Below are 19,770 nucleotides of genomic sequence, written 5' to 3'. Positions count from 1 at the left end.
TACTCGGGCCGGATCGATGAGCGGGGCCCGGGGATGCAACCGGGGACGTAAATCCGGGGGAGGAACTTGATGCTCGGCTTCGTCGTGCGCCGACTGCGCGGGCGAGTGCCGCTGGCTGCCGCTGTCCTGTTTGCGGTGCTGATCACCACGTCTGTGCTGACCGCCTTGGTGGCCTTCAACAGCAGCGTCGGTGAGGCCGGCCTGCGGCAGGCGCTCCAAGGGCCCGGTCACGCCCGGACCACGGTGGCGGTGACCGGTGAGCACGGGCTCGACCAGCGGTCCAAGGACGAGGCGGCGCTCGCCGCCTACCGGCAGAAGCTCTTCGGCGACCTGCCCGTCCACACCGACAGCCTGACGCGCAGCCGTTCCTACAGCCTGCCGGTATCCGGCGCCGCTGCTGACGGCACACCTGCGACCGGCACACCTGCGATCACCACGCCCGCGACGGGCAGCGGCGCGGGCAGCGCCCCCGGCGCCCCGCTCGACCTCACGGTCCTCGCCGACCTGGACCGCGGCCGGGTCCAACTGGTGGCCGGTGCCTGGCCGGGTGCCGCCACCGGACCGGTGCAGTCCGCCGCCCCGGAGGCCGCCGTCCCGCAGAGCCTGCTGCGCCGGCTCGGTCTGACCGAGCAGGCCCTGCCCGCCGAGGTCCGGCTCGTCGACCGGAACGACGGCAAGCCGCTGACCGTTCGGATCACCGGCGTCTACCGGGCCACCGACCCGACCGCCCCGTACTGGCGGATCGACCCGGTCGGCGGCCACGAGATCGAGGTCGGCGGCTTCACCACCTTCGGCCCGATGATGGTCGACCGGAGCGCCTTCGCCACGGCCGGCCTGGTCCAGGGCGGCGTCGGCTGGTCGCTGGACGCCGACTTCTCCGGCGCCGACCGGGCCGCCGCGCAGGCCGTCGGCAACCGCGCCCAGCACCTCTCCGAGGAACTGCGCGGCACCGCCTCGCTCGGCGCGACGACCGACCTGCCGGACATCATGCGCGAGCTGTCCGACAGCATGGTGGTCGCCCGGTCCACCCTGCTGATCGGCGCCCTCCAGCTGGCGGTGCTCGCCGCGGCGGCCCTGCTGCTGGTCGTCCACCTGATCGCCGCGCGGCAGGAGTCCGAGAACGAGATCCTCGCCGCGCGTGGCGCCTCGGCCTTCAGGCTCGGCTCCTTCACCGCCCTGGAGTCGCTGCTGCTGGCCCTGCCCGCAGCGGTCTTCGCACCACTGCTGACCCCGTTCCTGGTCCGCGCGCTGGCCGGCCTCGGCAGTTCCCGCCAGGTCGCCCTGGACACCGGCATCAGCTGGTCGCTCTGGCCGGTGGCCGTGATCTGCGCGTTCGCCTGCATCCTGCTGGCCACCGTGCCCAGCGTGGTGCGCGGCGTCGGTGCCGCGCTGCGCCGCCGGGCCGGACGCCGTCAGGCCGTGGTCTCCGGCGTCGCCCGCAACGGCGGCGACCTCGCCGTGCTCGCCCTGGCCGTGCTCGCCTACCAGCAGCTCGACCAGTACGGCGGCGGGCTGTCCCCCGACTCCACCGGCCGGCTCGACGTGGACCTGCTGCTGGTCGCCACCCCGACCCTCGCACTGTGCGCCGGGACCCTGGTGGTGCTGCGGCTGCTCCCGCTCGTCGCCCGGCTCGGCGCCCGCGCGGCGGCCCGCGGCCGCGGCCTCGGGCCCGCCATGGTCGGCTGGCAGCTGGCCCGCCGGCCCGGCCGCGCCACCGGACCCGTCCTGCTGCTCGTCATGGCCGTGGCCACCGGTGTCCTGGCTCTCGGTCAGCACGCCACCTGGACCTCCTCCCAGCGCGACCAGGCCGCCTTCGCCACAGGCGGAGGTCTGCGCATCTCCGGTTCGCACAACGCGCCGATGGGCCAGGGCGGCCGCTACGGCAGCCTGCCCGGCGGCGACCGGCTGGTCGCGGTGGTGCGCGACGAGCAGCCGCTGCAGGGCGGTGCCGGCCAGCTGATGGCCGTGGACGCCGCCGCCTTCGCCGACCGTGTCCCGGTCCGCTCCGACCTGCTCGACGGCCACACCGGCAAGGAGGTCTTCGGCACGCTCGCGGCCCCGGCCCCCGTCGGCATCCCGCTGCCCGGCTCCCCGCTGCGGATCGACGCCGACATCGCGGTGAGCCAGCAGGACCCGACCAAGTGGATCAGCAGTGCGGTCCACTCCGAGGTCCGGCTGCTGCTGCGCGACCGCTTCGGCCTGGTCCACAAGGTCCCGTTCGGCGAGCTCCCGCTGAAGGGCGATGTCCGCTCCTCGATCCGGCTCGACGCGCTGGTCGACGCCCCGGTGGGCTCGGTCGCCGCCCCGCTGACCGTGGTCGGCGCGACCGTCGCCTTCAGTGACCACAGCGACGGCGAGGTCGCGGTGCGGAACCTGGCCGTCGCGCAGACCACCGACGGACCGTCCACCGCCGTTGCGTTGCCGGTCGGCACCGGGTGGAACCTCAAGCCCCCGGCCTCCCGCAACCCCGCGGACAACTCGCCGGTGGCCGCGCTCGCCTCCGAAGCGGCCGCCGCCGACAACCTGTTCACGGTCCGCTACCACTCCGCCCGCGGCATCGGCGACTCCGTGCGCGCCGTGCTGCTCCCGACCGGGCCGGCCCAGCCCGCCGCCGTCAACGGTGTCGCCACCCGCGACTACCTGAAGGCCGTCGGAGCCTCGGTCGGCGACACCCTCCAGGTGCCGCTCAGCGGGGTCGTCGTCCCGGTGAAGGTGACCGGCGCGATCGAGGCCATGCCGGTGGCCGGCCGGCGGGCGCTGGTGATGGACCTCGACTCGGCCGCCCGGATGCTGTCCGCCCAGGACCGCAACCTGCCGACCCGCACCGAGTGGTGGCTGCCCGCCACCGGGCCGGGCGACCGCGCCCCGGCCGAGGCCGCCGCCGCCCTGCGCGCCGCCCCCGGAAGCCAGGACCTCGCGCTCTACGACGAGGTCTCCGACGGGCTCCTCGGCGACCCGGTCGGCGCCGCCCCGCAGAGCGCGCTGATGGCCATCGCCATCGTCACCGCCGTGCTCGCCGCGATCGGCTTCGCCGCCGCGGTGGCCGGTTCCGCCCACGAGCGCTCCCGGGACTCCGCGCTGCTGCTCGCCCTGGGCGCCCCGCGCAAGCAGGTCACCCGCACCGTCGCCGCCGAGAACGCGGTGCTGGTCGGCCTCGGCGGGATCGTCGGCCTCGCCCTGGGCGCCCTGCTCGTCCGGCTGATCGTGCCCTTCGTGGTGCTGACCCCGGCCGCCCGCCGCCCGGTGCCCGAGGCCCTGGTCGAGCTGCCGTACGGTCAGGCGCTGCTGTTCGCGGCCGCGATCGCCGCCGTTCCGCTGCTGTCGGCCTTCCTGCTCGGGCGCCGGCGTCGAGACGTGGCTTCCCGGCTGCGCCACGTGGAGGAGATGTGACCACCAAGGCCGGCACCACCGTGCCCACCCCCGCGCCGGGGCCCCCGTCCGGGCCCGGACGCGCCCACCGGCCCGCGCCCTGGGTCCGCACCCGGCTGCGCGCGATGCCACTGGCCGCGCTGCTCACGGCGGCCCTCGCCTTCGTCACCGTGTTCCTGGCGGCGGCCTTCCCGCGCGTCGCGGACCGGAGCGCGGACACCGCGCTCCAGGAGTTCACCCGAAGCCTGGGCACCGGCGTCACCAACCTGGAGTTCACCGCCGAAACGGGCCGCGCGGACACCGGGGCGGACCTGGACGCCATCCAGCGGAAGCTGGGCGAGCGGATCGGACGGGACCTCCCGCTGGGCTCGTCGGCCCAGGCCTACGGCACCCGGGTCAAGACCGGGCGTCAGATGTTCAACCCGGGGTTCACCCGGCTCTCCGAAAGAGCCACCCCGGCGCTCGGCCTGTACTACCTGCACGGACTCGCCGACCGGGCGACCCTGACCGCGGGCACCTGGCCGGGCCCCGCCCCGGCCGACGGCCCGCTGCCGATCGTGCTGAGCCAGCAGGCCGCCGAGGCCGTCAACATCAAGGTCGGCGACGTCATCGAGAGCGGCACCGACGGACCCGTCGCGCTGCGCAGCACCGTGGTCGGCCTCTACCGGGTCAACGATCCCCAGGACCCGTTCTGGGAGGGGCTCGGCTGTCCGGCCAGGGCCTGCCTGGGCCTCAAGGGCGATGACGCCTGGTACTGGACCAGCGGTTTCGTCGACGGCGGCAGCCTGACCGCGCTGGCCCGCTGGGGTTCGAGCGGCCAGAACTTCTGGCGGCTGCCCGTCGACCCCGACGCACTGCACGCCGACCAGCTCGACCGGACCCGCGCGACACTCGCCTCGTACATGGCCGGCCCCGGCATGACCGCACTGATCGACTCGACCCTCCGGGCCGACCTGCACGCCACCTCGCTGATGCCGGACGTCCTCGCCCGGGCCGCCGACCGCTACCAGGCCGCCGGCCCGCTGGGCGCCATCGGGCCCGCCGGGGTCGCCGGCGTCGCGGTCGTGGTGCTCTGTCTGGCCGCGGCGCTCAGCACGGACCGGCGCACCGCCGAGATCCGCTTGCTCCAGGCCCGCGGCGGCTCGCGCGGCGGAGTGCTGCTGCGGCTGCTCGCCGAGGGCGCGGTGACGGTGCTGCCCGCCGCCGTGCTCGGCACGGCCCTCGCTCTGGTGCTGCTGCCCACTTCGCGCTGGGGCAACTCGGTGGTGCTCGCACTCGCCGTGACCCTGTTCGCGATCCTGGCCTTCCCGGCCCGGGCCGCACTGCTCTGGGCGCGTCCGCGGGCGGCCGGCGGCTGGCGCCGGGTGATCGGCGAGCTCGCCGTGCTGGCCGTCACCGCCGCCGCCGTGGCCGAGGTCCGCCGTCGCGGCGTCGGCCACCCGGGCAGTGCGGTGGACCCGCTGCTGGTGGCCGCCCCGCTGCTGCTCGCCGTCTCCGGCGGCCTGCTGCTGGCCCGGATCGAGCCGGTCGTGGTCGGCTGGCTGGCGGCACTGGCCGGCCGCGGCCGCGGACTGGTCGGCTTCCTCGGTCTGGTCCGGGCCGCCCGCGACAACTCGGGGCGCCGCCGGCCCTCCGCACTGCCGCTGCTCGCCCTGCTGATCGCCGTCACGGCCACCGGCTTCGGCGCCACCGTGCTCACCGCGGTGGACCAGTCCCGCACCCGTGCCGCGCGCATCACCACCGGTGGCGACGTGTCCGTCAGCGTCCCGGTCTACGCGACCCTGCCGGAGGCCTTCACCAAGGCGGCCGGCGAACTGCCCGGCGTCCGGGCCGCCACCGGCGCCTGGATCGAGGAGCGGGCCACCTTCATCGGCGGCGACCGGGGCACCACCGACGCCATCCTGGTGGTGGTCGAGCCCGACGCCTACGCGGAGATCTCCCGTACGGCCGGGGTCGGTCAGTACGACCCGGCCGAGCTGGCCGCCGCTCCGGGTGACAAGGACAGCCCGGTGCCCGCGCTGTTCAGCCGGGACCTGGCCGAGCGACTGGCCACGGGCGCGCCGCAGGTGCGCACGCCCGGCGGCAGCCAGATGGCCACCACCGTCGCCGGGGTCGTCACCGCCACGCCCGCCCTGCCGGACCCCGGCAAGCCGTTCGTGGTGGTGCCGGCCGGCCCCGCGGCGGAGCACCTGCCGGAGCTCAAGCGGGCGACCAAGGTGAACAAGTGGTTCGCGGTCGGCGACGTCGATCCGGTCCGGGTCCGCGCCCTGCTGATCGAGAGCGGCATCGGCGGCGGCGCGAATCTGGGGAAGCACGCCAAACTGGTCAACGAGGAGGCCAAGGCGGCGGGGAAGACCTCCGGTGGCCTGCCCCCCGGCTACGCGGTGCACAGCAGCCGCGACAAGATCGCCGAGTTGGCCGCCGACCCGGTGCAGCACGCGGCCGGACGGCTGTTCTGGTACTCGGGCTTCGCGGCCGCCGGGTTCGCCCTGCTGGCCGTGCTGCTGACGCTGCTGCGGGCCGCGCCGGACCGCACGGCGGTGCTCGCCCGGCTGCGCACCATGGGCCTGCGGCCCAGGCAGGGCCTGGCGCTGATCGTCGCCGAGTCGCTGCCGCAGACCCTGGCGGCGGCCGTCGGCGGCGGCCTGGTCGCCCTGGCCGCGGTCGCCCTGCTCGGGGGCGCCTTCGACCTCTCGGCCCTGGTCGGAGCCACGGTCGCCGACACCCTGGCCCCGGCGGTGATGCCGGTGCTGCTGCCCACCGTCGGTCTGACCCTGGTGGTCTGCCTCGGTGTGGTGGTGGAGACGCTGGTCGCCGGCCGGCGCCAGATCGCCACCGAACTGCGCGCGGGGGAGCGGCAATGAGGCCGGGAACGGTGGCGGCCGCGAGCGCGGCCGTGCGGCCGGAGACGGCGGCGGCCGGCGGCGCGAGGGGAAGGCCGCGACCGGCGGCCGGGAGCGGTGAACGGGCCGTGACAGCGGCGCGGGTCGCCGGGACAGTGGAGAGCGGTGCGATGAAGCAGACAGTCGAGACAGGAGACGAGCGGTGATGAGCACTCCCCAGGAGCGGACGGTCGTCGAGGCCCCCAGCCTCCAGGAGCTCCAGCAGCGGGCCCTCGCCGCCGCCTCGCCCAAGGCGTACGGCGAGGGATCGGCCATCGTCTGCGACCGGCTGGTCCGGATCTTCAGCGCGGAGGGGGTCGAGGTCCAGGCGCTCCAGGGCCTGGAACTGACCATCCGCCAGGGCGACCTGGTCGCCCTGGTCGGCGCCTCGGGCAGTGGCAAGTCCACCCTGCTCACCATCCTCGCCGGGCTGGACGTGCCGACCGCCGGCACCGCCACCGTGGCCGGCTGCGACCTGCTGGAGATGTCGGTCAAGGAGCGGCTGCGCTACCGGCGCGAGGTGGTCGGCTTCATCTGGCAGCAGACCGCCCGCAACCTGCTGCCCTTCCTCACCGCCGCCGAGAACATCGCGCTGCCGATGCAGCTGCGCGGCCGCCGTTCCGGCGCCGGCGGGGCGAAGCAGCAGGCGGTCCGGGTGGCCGAACTGATGGAGGCACTGGAGATCGGCGAGCTCGCCCACCGCAAGCCCAACGAGCTCTCCGGCGGCCAGCAGCAGCGGGTGGCGATCGCGGTGGCGATGGCCAACAACCCGCCGGTGCTGCTCGCCGACGAGCCCACCGGCGAGCTGGACTCGGAGACGGCCGGGATCATCTTCGAGTCCTTCCGCACCGTCAACCGCGAACTGGGCGCCACCGTCGTGATCGTCACCCACGACCCGATGGTCGCGGGCGAGGTCCGCCGCACGGTCGCGATCCGGGACGGGCGGACCGCCAGCGAGGTGCTGCGCCGCACCGTGACGGACGAGCACGGCGAGGAGTCGGTGAACGAGCGCGAGTACGTGATGCTGGACCGCAGCGGCCGGGTGCAGCTGCCGGTCAAGTTCCTGGAGTCGCTCGGCATGGAGCACCGGGTGGCGGTCGACCTCGCGGCCGACCACATCGAGGTCCGGCCGGACGACATCGCCGGGCACTGACCCGGGAGCGCGTTGCCGACCGGGGGCGCGCACTGACCGGAGCGCGCCCGCCCGGAACAGATCCGCCCGGAGCGCGCCGGTCCCGGGAGGCGGTCGCCGCCTCCCGGGACGGTCAGCCGTCGCCGCCCATCCGCTGGAAGAGGCCGCTGCCCTCGGCCTCGGTACGGAGGTCGGGCGGTGCCTCCTGCGCGGCGCGATCGCCGCGTGAGGTGGCGGTGCAGAGGGCGAAGACGATCAGGGCACTGGCCGCCACGGCGAGGATGCCCAGCGCGGTCAGGACGCGTAGCCAGGTCAAGGTAGTGCCTCCTGGGGGACGGTGCGGCCCGCACTGACCTGCACGACGCCGCCGGGGATGTATCGGCAGGCCGGGCCGCACGGTCGAGTGCCCACGGACGGTTCTTCCCGCCGGATGGTGCACAAGAGGTCGCCTACGTGGGCGCTCGAAGCACTTTCAGGGCGCGTCACACCCCGTCGCGCGCCCCCACGGTGGCAGCCGCCCGTCCGGTCCCGCTGCTTATCTGGGCCCGCAGGGCGACGAGGTCCGGCTTCCCGAGCCCGTTCAGCGGGATCGCGGGCAGCAGCAGGAGTGTGTCGGGGGCGCATAGGCCGAGGCCGCGCGCCCGGCACCACCGGTGCAGCTGCTCGGCCGTCAGCCGCGACCCGGGGGCGAGGGCGACGGCGGCGTGCACCCGCTCCAGGCGGTCCGGGTCGGTGGTCGTGAACATCACCGCCTCCCGGACCTCCGGGTGGGTGCGCAGCGGCTCCTCGATCTCGCGGGGGAACACATTGTGCCCCTCGATGATCGCCATCGGGCTCCGCCGGCCGGCCACCGTCAGATAGCCGGCCGCGTCCAGGCTGCCCAGGTCGCCGGTGTGCAGCCAGCCGTCCCTGAACACCCGCTCGGTCAGCTCCGGGTCGCGCCAGTAGCCCACCATGGCGGTCGGCGTGCGGACGCAGATCTCCCCGGTCCGGTCCGGCGGCAGCTCGGCGCCGTCCTCGTCCAGGATGCGCAGCCCGGTGTCCGGGTACGGCCGGCCGGCGGTGGTCAGCAGCCGCGGTGCCAGGTGCTCGTCCGGGTCCAGCCGGGCGACCGGCCCGCACTCCGTCAGGCTGTAGGTCTGGTGCAGCACCCGGCCCAGTCGCCGGGTCGCCTCGGCGAGGCGCCTCGGCGAGGCCGCGCAGCCGGTGTAGCCGACCCGGCGCAGGCTGCCGGTGTCGGTGCTGGGCAGCAGCGGGTGGTCGAGCAGCCGGTACAACAGGTGCGGCGGCAGGTACATCCGGGACACCCGGTGCCGCTCGACCGCCGCCAGCACGGCCCCGGCGTCGAAGCCGTCCTGCATCACCACCGTGCCGCCCGCGGCCAGCGCCAGATCCGCTGTGGTGCCGCCGCCGTGGCAGAGCGGGGTGCACAGCAGGAAGACCGACCCGGACAGCAGCCGTGGGCGCGGCGGACGGGTGAAGCGGCGCAGCACCCCTTTCGGACGCCCGGTGGTGCCGCCGGTGAACCGCACCGCCATCACGTCCTCGGGCCGGTAACGGGGTTCGAGCGGGGCGGGGGAACGGGCCGCGGCGAGGTCCAGCAGGTCCGTGCCGAGCCCGAGCGGTGCCGGGCCCAGGGAGAGCAGAGCGGCCGAGGGCACGGCCCCGGCGATCCCTTCGGCCGCGGCCGCGCACCGGACCGGGTCGAAGACCAGCGCGGAGGTTCCGGCGAACTCCGCCAGCGCCACCTGCTCCGCGACCGGCCCGTCCGGGAACGGCATCGCGACCCGGCAGCCCAGCAGGTTCGCGGCCAGCCGCACCAGCAGCGCCTCCGGCCGGTTCCCGGCCAGCACCGTCACCCCGTCCCCGCGCCCGAGCCCGGCCCGCTCCAGTGCCCGGGCGGCGCGGTGGACCAGGTCCAGGCACTGCTGCGCGCTCCACGCCCCGTCCCCGGACCGGATCGCCACCCGGCCGGGATCACGCGCCAGCCCGTCCAGCACCAGCGCGGTGTACGTCGGAGCCGCCTCCGCCATGGCCCGCCCTCCTGTCTGACGGCGTGTCAGCCTAGTGGATGTCCGGCCCCACGGATGCACTGCGGTCGACCGGGGCCCCACGGGCACCGGCGCGCGGGCGGGGCGGGGCGTGGCCGGGGCGGGGTTGTTGTTAGGGTTCCCGGTCGGACGTGAACGGGGGCTCGGGCTGGTGGGCGGCAGGGTGGACGCGGTCGTGGCGCCGTACGGAGTGGTCGATCTGCGGGGCGAGGCCGGGGCGGGCTTCGTCACCGCCTACCCGGCCGACGCCGTCGTGGTGGTGTCCGGGCTGCCCGGGGCCGGGAAGAGCACGCTGCTGCGCCGCTGGTCCGGGGCGGCGGTCCGGGCGGTGGACCCTCGGACGGTGCACGAGGCCTGCGAGGCGGTGATGCCCGCCGCCCTGCCGTACGCGGTGTACCGGCCGTGGGCCCGGCTGGAGCACTTCCGGCTGCTGCGCTCCTCGGTGCGCGGCGGGGGTCCGCTGCTGGTGCACGACTGCGGCAGCCGGGCCTGGATGCGGCGCTGGCTCGCCCGGGAGGCGGCCCGGCAGGGCCGCGAACTGCACCTGGTGCTGCTGGACGTCGGCGCCGCCACCGCGCTGGACGGTCAGCGGGCCCGCGGCCGGCGTGCCTCCGCCAGGGTCTTCGCCCGCCACCGCCGCGGCCTGGAGGGGCTGTTGGCCGCCTTCACCCGGCACGTGCGCTCCGACGGCCCGATGCCGACGCCGGAGGCCTCGTCCGTGCTGCTGCTGGACGCCGTCTCCCGCGCCCGCGCCGAGACGGTGCGCTTCGGAGCGGGCTGACCGTCGGCCGCGGGTGGGCCCGGCCGGCCGGGTGCCGCAGGCAGGGCCGCCCGGCCACCGGCCGCGAGCGGGCCCGCGACGGGCGAGAATCGGCCTACCCGGGGACCATGATCGCCGGATCGGCCCGCGGCCGCCCCCGGCACTGCCAGACTGAGGCTGGCAGAGTCCGTCACGGAGAGAGGTCACACCCCGCATGTCCAGCAGCGCCGTCGTCGAGAATCCGTGGTTCCGCAGGTTCAACCCGTCCGACTCCGCGCCCGCCCGGATCGTGATCTTCCCGCACGCCGGCGGCTCGGCCAGCTACTACCTGGAGTACGCCAACGCGCTGGCGCCGCACGCCGATGTGCTCGCCGTCCAGTACCCCGGCCGGCAGAACCGCATCGGCGAGCCGACGATCGGCTCGGTGACCGGGCTCGCCGAGCAGCTCGCCCGGGAACTGCGGGAGTGGGCGGACCGGCCGCTGACCTTCTTCGGGCACAGCATGGGCGCGGCCGTCGCCTTCGAGACGGTCCGGTGCTTCGAGCGCGACGGCGTGAAGGGGCCCGACCGGCTGTTCGTCTCGGCCGGCCGCGCGCCCTCGCTGCCCCGCACGACCAGGATCCACCAGCTGCCGGACGACGAACTGCTCGCCGAGATCTCCGCGCTCGGCGGCACGGACGAGCGGGTCCTCGCCCTCTCCGCCCTGCGCGAGCTGATCCTGCCGAGCCTGCGGGCCGACTACACGGCCGTCGAGACCTACCGCAGCGCCCCGGACGCGACCGTGTCGCTGCCGATCACCGCCCTGGCGGGGGAGTCCGACGTGCACGCCACCGTCGACCAGGTCGGCCAGTGGGAGCGGCACACCACCGGCGCCTTCGACCTGCGGGTCTTCCGGGGCGGGCACTTCTACCTGGCCGACCGGACCGCGGACGTGGTGGAGGTGATCACCGCGCACCTGCGCGGCTGAGCCGGTCCGGGGTGGGCACCCGGAGCGGCGGCCCACCCGCGGCGGCCCCGCGAAGGTCCTGCGGCGCCGCGAACGGGCGCCGCGAACCGGACACCGGGTCGGCCCTCGAACCGACGTGCCCGAACCGGTGACCGGAGCGCTCCCGCTCGACTACTGTGCCTGGTTGACGGCCCATCAGCAGATCATCGGGAGGCAGCCGTGCGCCGGATCGCCGTTGTCGGAGCGGGCCAGGCCGGCCTCCAGCTCGCGCTCGGGCTGGTGGCGGACGGGTACCGGGTGACGCTGGTCGCCGAGCGCACCCCGGAGCAGCTGCGCGCCGGCCGGGTGCTGTCCACCCAGGCGATGTTCGGCCCCGCGCTGCGGATCGAGGCGGCCGCCGGGCTGGACCTCTGGGCGGATCGGGCGCCGTCCGTCTCCTCGGTGGAGGCGGTGCTGGCGGCGCCCCCGGGCGTGCGCGCGCTGGAGTACACCATGACGCTGGACGAGCCCGCCCAGTCGGTGGACCAGCGGCTCAAGCTGGCCGGCTGGCTGGAGCTGCTGGCCGAGCGCGGCGGCGAGATCGAGTACCGCACGCTGGACCGCGCCGGACTGCACGAGCTGGCCCGACGGCACGAGCTGACCGTGGTCGCCGCCGGGCGCGGCGCCCTGTCCGGGATCTTCGAGCGCGACGCCGTCCGCTCGCCCTTCGACCGGCCGCAGCGGGCCCTGTCCTGCCTGTACGCGCACGGCGTCGGCTCGCCGGACCCGGCCGCCGGCCCGAGGGCCCGGATGAACGCCCTGCCGGGCCTCGGCGAGCTGTACCTGCAACCGGCGCTCACCCTCTCCGGCCCCTGCGACATCCTGCTCTGGGAGGCGATCCCCGGCGGCCCGCTCGACGCGTTCGGCGACGCCCCGCCGCCGGACGTCCAACTGGCCCGGATCCGCGAGCTGTTGGGCGAGTACCTGCCCTGGGAGGCCGAGTTCTGGACGCAGGCCGAGCCGACCGACGCCGGGGCCGGGCTGTTCGGTGCCGTCACCCCGGTGGTCCGGCGTCCGGTGGCCGAACTCGGCTCGGGCGTGGAGGCCGTCCACGTGCTGGGCCTCGGCGACGCGGTGGTGGTGACCGACCCGATCACCGGCCAGGGCGCCAACAACGCCGCCCGGGCGGCGGAGGCCTGCCGCCGGGCGGTCGTCGAGCACGGCGACGCCCCGTACACGGCCGACTGGATGTGCCGCAGCGCGGAACGGTTCTGGCAGCAGCAGTCCCGCCACAGCGTGGAGTTCACGGCCGCGATGCTGACCGTCCCGGAGCACCTCCAGGCCGTGTTCGCGGCAGCCGCCGAGCACCCGGAGGTCGGCCGCCGGCTCGCCAACACCTACGCCGAGCCGAGCGACCACGCCGCCTGGCTGGCCACCCCCGAGCTCACCGCCGCCTACCTGGCCTCCGTCGGGTCGTGACCGAGGTCGGGGGGTGACCGAGGTCGGGTCGTAACCGAGGTCGGGGCGCCGCCGAGGTCGGGAAGCAGCCGGGCTCGGGCGCGGCGACCCGCACTTGCCGCCGGGCGGTCCGCGGGACGACGCTGGAGGGGAACGGCAACGAGCACGGGAGGCGTCGCCCGTGGACGGACACGAGCCCGCGGGCCGGTCCGCCGTCGGCCACCGGAGCGTGCCGCACACGGCCGATCTGCAGGTCGAGGCCTGGGCACCGACGGCCGAGGGCTGCATCGGCGAGCTGGTGCGCGCCGTCGTCGCCGGCTTCGCCGACCTCGGCGGCGCGCGGATCGTCGGCGAGCGGGACTGCACCGTCCTCGCGGTGAGCGACCCGGACCTGCTCGCGGGCGTCCTGGAGGAGGTCGTCTACCGGATGGACGCCGACGGCGAACTGCCGGTGGCGGTGGCGATCGGGCCGATCGAGGGCCTGGACGGCGCCCGCCGGGTGACGGTCCGCTTCCGGATGGCGGACGCCGCCACGGCCACCCTCGTCGGCGCCGTACCGAAGGCCGTCGCACTGCACGACCTGGACCTGAGCGCCGGACCGGACGGCTGGACCTGCCGGGTCACCGTGGACGTCTGAGCCCGGCCCCGAGCGAAGCGGACCGGACCTGCGGGAGCGGGGTGAGCGAGGTGGAGATCGCACTGGTCGAGGCGGGCCGGAACCGCTGGCGGATCGAGCCGCGGCCGCCGATGCGGGTGCCCGGCGTGGTGTTCGCGACCGCTGCGCTGCTGCCGCAGGCCGCCGGGGACAAGGCCCTGGAGCAGGTGGCGAACGTCGCGACGCTGCCCGGGATCGTCCGCGCCTCCTACGCGATGCCCGACGTGCACTGGGGCTACGGCTTCCCGATCGGCGGGGTCGCCGCCACCGACGTCGAACGGGGCGGGGTGGTCTCCCCCGGCGGGGTGGGCTTCGACATCTCCTGCGGGGTCCGGCTGCTGGCGGCCGGCATCGGCCGGGACGAACTCGACCGCGAACGGCTCGACCGCCTGATGGACCTGCTGGACCGCACCGTCCCGCGCGGCCTGGGCCGGGGCGGCCTGTGGCGGCTGTCCGGGGCGGAGGAGCTGGACGAACTCCTGCTCGGCGGCGCCCGCTACGCCGTCGAGCACGGCCACGGCGTGCCCCGCGACCTGGAACGCTGCGAGGACCGCGGCGTGCTGGCCGGTGCGGCCCCCGGCGAGGTGAGCACCCGGGCGGTCGAGCGCGGGCTGCAGCAGGTCGGCAGCCTCGGCTCGGCCAACCACTTCCTGGAGGTGCAGGCCGTCGACCGGGTGCACGACCCGGGGACCGCCGCCGCCTTCGGACTGCGGCCCGGCCAGGTCTGCGTCATGATCCACTGCGGTTCGCGCGGCCTCGGCCACCAGATCTGTACCGACCACGTCCGCGCCATGGACCGAGAACTGCACCGCTACCGGATCGAGGTCCCCGACCGCCAGCTCGCCTGCACCCCGGTCGACTCCCCGCGCGGCCGCGCCTACCTGGGCGCCATGACCGCCGCCGCCAACTACGGCCGGGCCAACCGGCAACTGCTCTCGGAGTCGGCCCGCCGCGCCTTCGCCACCGTGCTCGGGGTCGGACTGGAACTGGTCTACGACGTCTCGCACAACCTCGCCAAGCTGGAGACCCACGAGGTGGACGGTGAGCTCCGGACGCTGTGCGTGCACCGCAAGGGCGCCACCCGGGCCCTGCCGCCCGGCGACCCCGACCTGCCCGCCGACCTGGTGGCGGCCGGGCAGCCCGTGCTGGTGCCCGGCACCATGGGCACCGCCTCGTACGTCATGGTCGGCCTGCCCGGCAACGAGGCCTTCCGCTCCGCCTGCCACGGCGCCGGGCGGGTGCTGAGCCGCCACCAGGCGCTGCGTACGGTCCGCGGCGAGCAGCTGAAGAGCGAGCTGGAGGCACGGGGCATCGCGGTGCGGCCGGCCTCCTGGCGGGCACTGGCCGAGGAGACGCCCGAGGCGTACAAGGACGTCGACGCGGTGGCCGCCGTCACGGAGGCCGCCGGGCTCGCCCGCCAGGTCGCCCGGCTGGTGCCGTTGGGCGTGTGCAAGGGGTGAGCCCGGGGGAGTGAGGGGTGAGTTCGCCGCACCGGTCCGGGCGCGTCCCTCGACTCGCCCGGCCGGGCGCGCTTTGATGTCGGACGCATCCGTCACCGTCACCGGAGCGCGCCCGTCCCGCGAGCGTGTCCGTCACAGGAGGTGGTCATGCCGGGGAACCCGGAGCCAGCCGTCGACCGCCGGAGCGCCGGCGACGTCCCGGTGATCGAACTGCGCTCGCTCACCAAGCACTACGGCGGCACGGTCGGCATCGACCGGCTGGACGTGTCGGTCGAGGCCGGCGAGGTGTTCGGCCTGCTCGGCCCCAACGGCGCCGGGAAGACCACCACGCTGCGCTGCCTGGTCGGCCTGCTCAGCCCCAGCGACGGGCAGGTGCGGGTGCTCGGCCTGGACCCGGTGGCCGACCACGGCCGGCTCGCCCCCTCGATCGGCTACCTGCCCGGCGAACTGCGGCTCTACCCCGAGCTCACCGGACAGCAGACCCTCGACCTGCTCGCCGCCCTCCAGGGCGCGCCGGTACCGCGCCAGCAGGAGCTGTGCGATCGCCTCAAGCTCTCCCGCGCCGACCTGGCCCGGCCGGTGGGGCAGTACTCGCGCGGCATGAAGCAGAAGCTCGGGCTCGTCCAGTCGCTCCAGCACCGGCCGCCGGTGGTGGTGCTGGACGAACCGAGTGAGGGACTCGACCCGCTGGTCCAGGAGACCTTCTACGAACTGCTCGCCGAGGAGACCGCCGCCGGGCGGACCGTCCTGCTCTCCAGCCACGTGCTGCCCGAGGTGCAGCGGACCTGCGGCCGGGTCGCCATCGTCCGCCACGGCCGGCTGGTCACCGTCCGCTCGGTGGCCGAACTGCGCCAGGCCCGGGCCCGCCGGGTCCGGCTGCTCCTCGACGACGGGCGCGGCGCCAGGCCGCTCGGCACCGCGGAGCGCTGGTCCCCGCGCTGGGACGGCCCCCGGGTCGAGCTGCTGGTGCCACCGGACGAGGTGGTCGCCGCGGTGCGCGACCTGCTCGCCGAACAGCCGGTGGCCGACCTGACGGTGGAGGAGGCGGGCCTGGACGAGGCCTTCCTCGACCTCTACCGGTCCGTCGGGGCCGAGGAGCACGCGAACGGCGGCAGCCTCCCGGAACCGGAGGAGCGGCCGTGAACCCGGGCACCGTCAACCGCCGCCTCCCGCTGGTCTGGCTCGCCCTGCACCGGCGCCGCCGGATGCTGCTCTCCCTGCTGTTCGGCATGGTCGTCTTCGAGACCCTGATCGTGGTGATCGCCGGGACCGTCCCGACCGGCGACCTGTTCGGCGAACGCCGCACCCCGCCCGGCGCGTTCAAGGCCTTCAGCGGCTCCAACGGCGACGTCTCCATCGCCAGCTACCCCGGTCTGCTCGGCGCCGGACTCACCCACCCGTTCTGGATCGCCCTCCAGCTGACCGTGATCGGCTCGCTCGGCGCCGCCGCCGTCGCGGCCGACGTCGAGTCCGGGACCATCGAGCTGCTGATGACCCGCCCGGTCTCCCGTCGCCGGCTGCTCGCCGAACGGGCCGGCGCCCTGATCGCCGCCACCGTGCTGCTCAACGCCGCCGCCACGCTGACCCTCGCGCTCGGGGTGGCGGCCTCCGCCCCCCTGCGTGCCGCCGTCCCGCTGAGCGCGGTGTTCACCGCCGGACTGCTCGGCTGCGCCCTCGCGTTCTGCCTGACCGGGCCGGTGCTGGCGGTCTCCGCGATCAGTCGGCGGCGGGCCCACGTGATCGGCGCGGCCGTCGCGTTCGGCGCGGTCGGCTTCGCGCTCAACTTCGTCGCGCTGGCCTGGTCCCCGGCCAGGTCGCTGCGCTACCTCAGCCCGTTCCACTACTACGCGCCGGGCGACGTGCTCGGCCACGGCGGAGTGCCGTGGGCGGCCTTCGGCGTCCTGCTCGGGGTGGGGCTGATCGGGCTGGCGGCGGCCTTCCGGCTGCTGGAACGCCGGGACCTGGCGGCCTGAGGCGGGCCGCCAGGTCGTCCGTCATCCGCGGGTCGGCGAGCGGACCGCTGTGCAGGTCGGTGGCGTGGAGGGTGGTGCACCGCGGCCGTGAACGGCCGCCGCGGTCGAGCCGTCGCGGCTGCCGCCGCTCGACATCACGGGACTACGGGACAGCGCGTGACTCACGAGTCCTCGGCCGCCCCGGACCGGGCGGCCGGCGCGGCGGCGAAGGGCCCGTCCAGGGCGGCCCACTGCAGGAGCAGGATGGTCTTGCCGTCGGTGATGCGTCCGTCGCGGACCATGGCGAGGGCGTCGGCGAAGGGCAGTTCGAGCACCTCGATGTCCTCACCGTCCTCCTCGAGTCCGCCACCGGTTCCGGTGCGGTCGGCCGGGGTGTAGGGGGCGGCGTAGAAGTGCAGGCGCTCGGTGACGGAGCCGGGGCTCATGTAGGCGTCGAGGACGTGGGTGAGCGGGCCGAGCGTGACGCCGAGTTCCTCGGCGCTCTCGCGCCGGACGGCGGCGAGCGGGTCGTCGCCGTCGAGCAGCCCGGCGGCGGCCTCGACGAGCATGCCGTCCGGGTGGTCGTTGACGTACGCCGGGTAGCGGAACTGGCGGGTGAGCAGCACCAGGCCGCGCTCGGCGTCGTACGGCAGGACGACCGCGCCGTTCCCGCGGTCGTAGGTCTCGCGCTGCTGGGTGACCCAGCGTCCGTCGTGGCGCCGGTAGTCGAAGGTGGTGCGGCGCAGGACGTGCCAGCCCTGCGAGGTGAGTTCCACGTCTCGCACCACGACGTCGGGGTTGCGGGTCAGGTCGCGTCCGGCGCGGTCGAGGCCGGTGCGGCCGCGGTGGTCCGGGATGTCGGTCCCGGGGCGGGGGGTCACGCCGCCCCCCTGCGGGACGAGCATGGGCTTCTCGGTCATGGCGCGCTACGATACACGCAGAAACGTGCAAGAACAGGAGAAAGTACGGATGCTGGCTGCCGAGAGACGTGACCACCTGCTGGGCCTGCTCGCCCGCGAGGGCAAGATCGTGGCCAAGGACGTCGCCGCGGACCTCGGCATCTCCGAGGACAGCGTGCGCCGCGACCTGCGCGACCTGGCCGCCGAGGGACTCTGCCAGCGCGTCTACGGCGGGGCCCTGCCCGTCTCCCCGGCCGTCGCGGACTACGCGGCCCGGCAATCGGTCACGCCGGACGGCAAACGGCTGGTCGCCGCGGTCGCCGCCGCGCTCGTCCGGCCGGGCGGCGCCCTGATCCTGGACGGCGGCACCACCGCGCTCGCCGTCGCCCACGCCCTCCCGCCGGACCTGGCCTGCACCGTGATCACCCACAGCCCGACGGTCGCCGCCGCGCTGCTCGACCATGCCCGGGCCGAGGTCTTCCTGCTCGGCGGCCGCCTCTTCAAGCACTCGGCGGTCACCTGCGGCGCCGCCGCCGTCGAGGCCGCCCAGAACGTCTCGGCCGACCTGTGCCTGCTCGGCGTCACCGGCGTGCACCCCGAAGCCGGACTGACCACCGGCGACGCGGACGAGGCCGCGATGAAACGCGCCCTGGCCGCACGGGCCGCGGACACCTACGTCCTCGCCTCGTCCGAGAAGATCGGCACCGCCTCCCGGTTCCGCGTCCTGCCCTGGGAGGACATCAGCGGACTGATCACCGACGCCGATCCCGGCCACCCGGTCCTCGGTCAACTCGCGACGCGCGGCGTGGAGATCCTTGCGGCCGGCTGACAGCTACGGTGCGAACCCCGGATCGCATGCTCGGCCGAGGGCCGGAGGAGTCCGCAGGGGCGTGCACGTTCGTTCGCGTTCGTTCGCGTTCGTCAACGCAGCGCGAGGACCTGGCCGGGCAGGAGCAGGTCGGGGTCGTCACCGATGACCTCGCGGTTCAGTTCGTGGAGGGCCGGCCAGTCGTCCGGGACGCCGAGGGTCTGAGCGATACCGCTGAGGGTGTCGCCGGGTCGCACGGTCCAGGTGTCCGAATCGTCGCCGTTCACGTCGTCCGAGGCGGCGTCGTCGGCGCGGAGCAGGGGCGCGGGGGAGTGGGGCCGTGCCTGCGTCGGGCGGTGGTCACGGGCGGCGTGCTCGACGGTGTGGTCGCCGCCGTGGGCGGCACGCCTTCCGCAGGCCGGCCACGGGGCCAGGCCGCGGCGTGCGGCGAGGTTCTCGGCCACGGCGATCTGCTGCTCGCGGGTGGCCTGGTCGGCGCGGGGCGCGTAGCCGAGGCCTCCGTTGGAGCGCCAGGTCCCCGCGTCGAACTGCAGTCCGCCGTAGTAGCCGTTCCCGGTGGCGGCGTTCCAGCGCCCTCCGCTCTCGCACCGGGCGAGGGCGTCCCAGTCCACGCCCGTCCGGACTCCCGTGGCCGCGCCCGCGGCGGACGACGCCGTGGCGCTGCCGACAACTCCGGCGAGAGCGAGCAGGGGAAGCAGGAGGGCGAGGACCAGGCGACGGACCACGGACAGCGGTGACATGAAAGCTCCGCACCTTCGGGAACAGGGACCGGGCATCGGAATGCCCTCTCCACCCATGCACAAGGCGGGGCGCCGACAGTTGCCGACAGGACGGGATCTCGTCCGGGCGGCGGTTCGACACCACCCGAACGCCACCCCGGCCGCGGCGCGGAGCCGTGCCGCGGGTCGCGGTCCTCGCGCTCCCGGTGCCGCCCGGTCCGATGCTCCGACCGCGCACTTCCACCGGGTGGGCAGTCACATCGCCCGTACCGGCCGGGAGGTGGCCGAACGTCAGAGTTCGGGGAGCCGACCGGCCACCCGGGCCGCCGTCAACGGTTCCGGTGCGAGGCGGCGGTCGCGGGCCGGTTCTTCCGGTTGGTGTGTGCGGGGGTGGTGGAAACGGCGCGAGGGCCTGTGCTCGCGCGGGATGCGCGGGCGCAGGCCCTCGTGGGTCACTCCGGTGGTCCCTGTCCGGCCCCCGGGGTGAGGGGGAAGCCGGTGTGTCGGCTTAGTACCAGTGGTGGGACTGCCAGAAGTTCCAGGCGGCGTTCGGGCTGCCGTAGCGGGTGTTCATGTAGTCCAGCGCCCACTTGATCTGGGTGGAGGGGTTGGTCTTCCAGTCCGCGCCGGCCGAGGCCATCTTGGAGGCCGGCAGTGCCTGGCCCAGTCCGTAGGAGCC

The 19,770-nt window shown here is 75.3% G+C and carries 16 protein-coding genes; 11 read left to right on the top strand and 5 right to left on the bottom strand.

Annotation, left to right across the window (positions count from 1 at the left end; genetic code table 11):
- Positions 1 to 69: 69 nt before the first annotated feature.
- The 3 genes from ACZ6EM_RS35995 (at position 70) to ACZ6EM_RS35985 (ending at position 7,404) form a co-directional block, all read left to right on the top strand.
- The gene (locus ACZ6EM_RS35995) at positions 70 to 3,390 is read left to right on the top strand and encodes an FtsX-like permease family protein (RefSeq protein WP_401043188.1); all 3,321 of its coding nucleotides are present in this window, start codon (positions 70 to 72) and stop codon (positions 3,388 to 3,390) included.
- Positions 3,387 to 6,233, top strand: coding sequence for a hypothetical protein (locus ACZ6EM_RS35990; RefSeq protein WP_465774239.1), 2,847 nt, complete (start codon positions 3,387 to 3,389; stop codon positions 6,231 to 6,233). The genes ACZ6EM_RS35995 and ACZ6EM_RS35990 overlap by 4 nt, the downstream gene beginning before the upstream one ends.
- A 184-nt stretch (positions 6,234 to 6,417) precedes the next feature.
- On the top strand, positions 6,418 to 7,404 hold the full coding sequence (locus ACZ6EM_RS35985; RefSeq protein ID WP_359903773.1) for an ABC transporter ATP-binding protein: 987 nt from the start codon (positions 6,418 to 6,420) through the stop codon (positions 7,402 to 7,404).
- A gap of 112 nt (positions 7,405 to 7,516) precedes the next feature.
- Here ACZ6EM_RS35985 and ACZ6EM_RS35980 read toward each other — a convergent pair whose 3' ends face one another.
- Both ACZ6EM_RS35980 and ACZ6EM_RS35975 read right to left on the bottom strand, forming a co-directional pair.
- Positions 7,517 to 7,699 carry a hypothetical protein gene (locus ACZ6EM_RS35980; protein ID WP_387694339.1) on the bottom strand — a complete coding sequence of 61 codons (183 nt, stop codon included), beginning with the start codon at positions 7,697 to 7,699 and terminating at the stop codon, positions 7,517 to 7,519.
- 166 nt (positions 7,700 to 7,865) lie between these two features.
- Positions 7,866 to 9,416 (bottom strand): AMP-binding protein, encoded by a 1,551-nt coding sequence (locus tag ACZ6EM_RS35975; protein WP_401043184.1) that lies wholly within the window; start codon positions 9,414 to 9,416, stop codon positions 7,866 to 7,868.
- 193 nt (positions 9,417 to 9,609) lie between these two features.
- Here ACZ6EM_RS35975 and ACZ6EM_RS35970 point away from each other — a divergent pair, with 193 nt between their 5' ends.
- The 7 genes from ACZ6EM_RS35970 (at position 9,610) to ACZ6EM_RS35940 (ending at position 16,665) form a co-directional block, all read left to right on the top strand.
- Complete coding sequence (locus ACZ6EM_RS35970; protein WP_465774238.1) at positions 9,610 to 10,215, top strand: AAA family ATPase; 606 nt, start codon at positions 9,610 to 9,612, stop codon at positions 10,213 to 10,215.
- A 193-nt stretch (positions 10,216 to 10,408) separates the two neighbouring features.
- Positions 10,409 to 11,161, top strand: a complete 753-nt coding sequence (locus ACZ6EM_RS35965; RefSeq protein ID WP_401043180.1) for a thioesterase II family protein — start codon at positions 10,409 to 10,411, stop codon at positions 11,159 to 11,161.
- Positions 11,162 to 11,359: 198 nt separating this feature from the next.
- Positions 11,360 to 12,598 (top strand): styrene monooxygenase/indole monooxygenase family protein, encoded by a 1,239-nt coding sequence (locus ACZ6EM_RS35960; RefSeq protein ID WP_465774237.1) that lies wholly within the window; start codon positions 11,360 to 11,362, stop codon positions 12,596 to 12,598.
- Positions 12,599 to 12,758: 160 nt separating this feature from the next.
- Positions 12,759 to 13,214 (top strand): archease, encoded by a 456-nt coding sequence (locus ACZ6EM_RS35955; protein WP_387694333.1) that lies wholly within the window; start codon positions 12,759 to 12,761, stop codon positions 13,212 to 13,214.
- Positions 13,215 to 13,255: 41 nt separating this feature from the next.
- The gene (locus tag ACZ6EM_RS35950; protein ID WP_401043176.1) at positions 13,256 to 14,692 is read left to right on the top strand and encodes an RtcB family protein; all 1,437 of its coding nucleotides are present in this window, start codon (positions 13,256 to 13,258) and stop codon (positions 14,690 to 14,692) included.
- Between the two features lie 147 nt (positions 14,693 to 14,839).
- Entirely contained in the window at positions 14,840 to 15,835 is a 996-nt protein-coding gene (locus ACZ6EM_RS35945; RefSeq protein ID WP_465774236.1) for an ABC transporter ATP-binding protein, read from the top strand.
- Positions 15,832 to 16,665 (top strand): ABC transporter permease subunit, encoded by an 834-nt coding sequence (locus tag ACZ6EM_RS35940; RefSeq protein WP_452177878.1) that lies wholly within the window; start codon positions 15,832 to 15,834, stop codon positions 16,663 to 16,665. Before ACZ6EM_RS35945 ends, ACZ6EM_RS35940 begins: the two co-directional genes overlap by 4 nt.
- A 161-nt stretch (positions 16,666 to 16,826) precedes the next feature.
- Here the strand turns inward: ACZ6EM_RS35940 and ACZ6EM_RS35935 are convergent, their stop codons facing one another.
- The gene (locus ACZ6EM_RS35935; protein WP_465774255.1) at positions 16,827 to 17,525 is read right to left on the bottom strand and encodes an NUDIX domain-containing protein; all 699 of its coding nucleotides are present in this window, start codon (positions 17,523 to 17,525) and stop codon (positions 16,827 to 16,829) included.
- A gap of 88 nt (positions 17,526 to 17,613) precedes the next feature.
- On the opposite strand from ACZ6EM_RS35935, the gene ACZ6EM_RS35930 reads away from it, so the two are divergent.
- The gene (locus ACZ6EM_RS35930) at positions 17,614 to 18,372 is read left to right on the top strand and encodes a DeoR/GlpR family DNA-binding transcription regulator (RefSeq protein WP_452177879.1); all 759 of its coding nucleotides are present in this window, start codon (positions 17,614 to 17,616) and stop codon (positions 18,370 to 18,372) included.
- A 92-nt stretch (positions 18,373 to 18,464) separates the two neighbouring features.
- Here ACZ6EM_RS35930 and ACZ6EM_RS35925 read toward each other — a convergent pair whose 3' ends face one another.
- The gene (locus ACZ6EM_RS35925; RefSeq protein WP_465774235.1) at positions 18,465 to 19,112 is read right to left on the bottom strand and encodes a transglycosylase family protein; all 648 of its coding nucleotides are present in this window, start codon (positions 19,110 to 19,112) and stop codon (positions 18,465 to 18,467) included.
- Positions 19,113 to 19,599: 487 nt separating this feature from the next.
- Positions 19,600 to 19,770, bottom strand: a 171-nt coding sequence (locus ACZ6EM_RS35920; protein ID WP_465774254.1) for an aggregation-promoting factor C-terminal-like domain-containing protein, incomplete at its 5' end; no start/stop codon positions are given.

This window comes from Kitasatospora sp. NPDC041917, from assembly GCF_055589745.1.
Note: the sequence above shows the minus strand (reverse complement) of the source record. Positions and strands in the feature narration are given on the sequence as shown.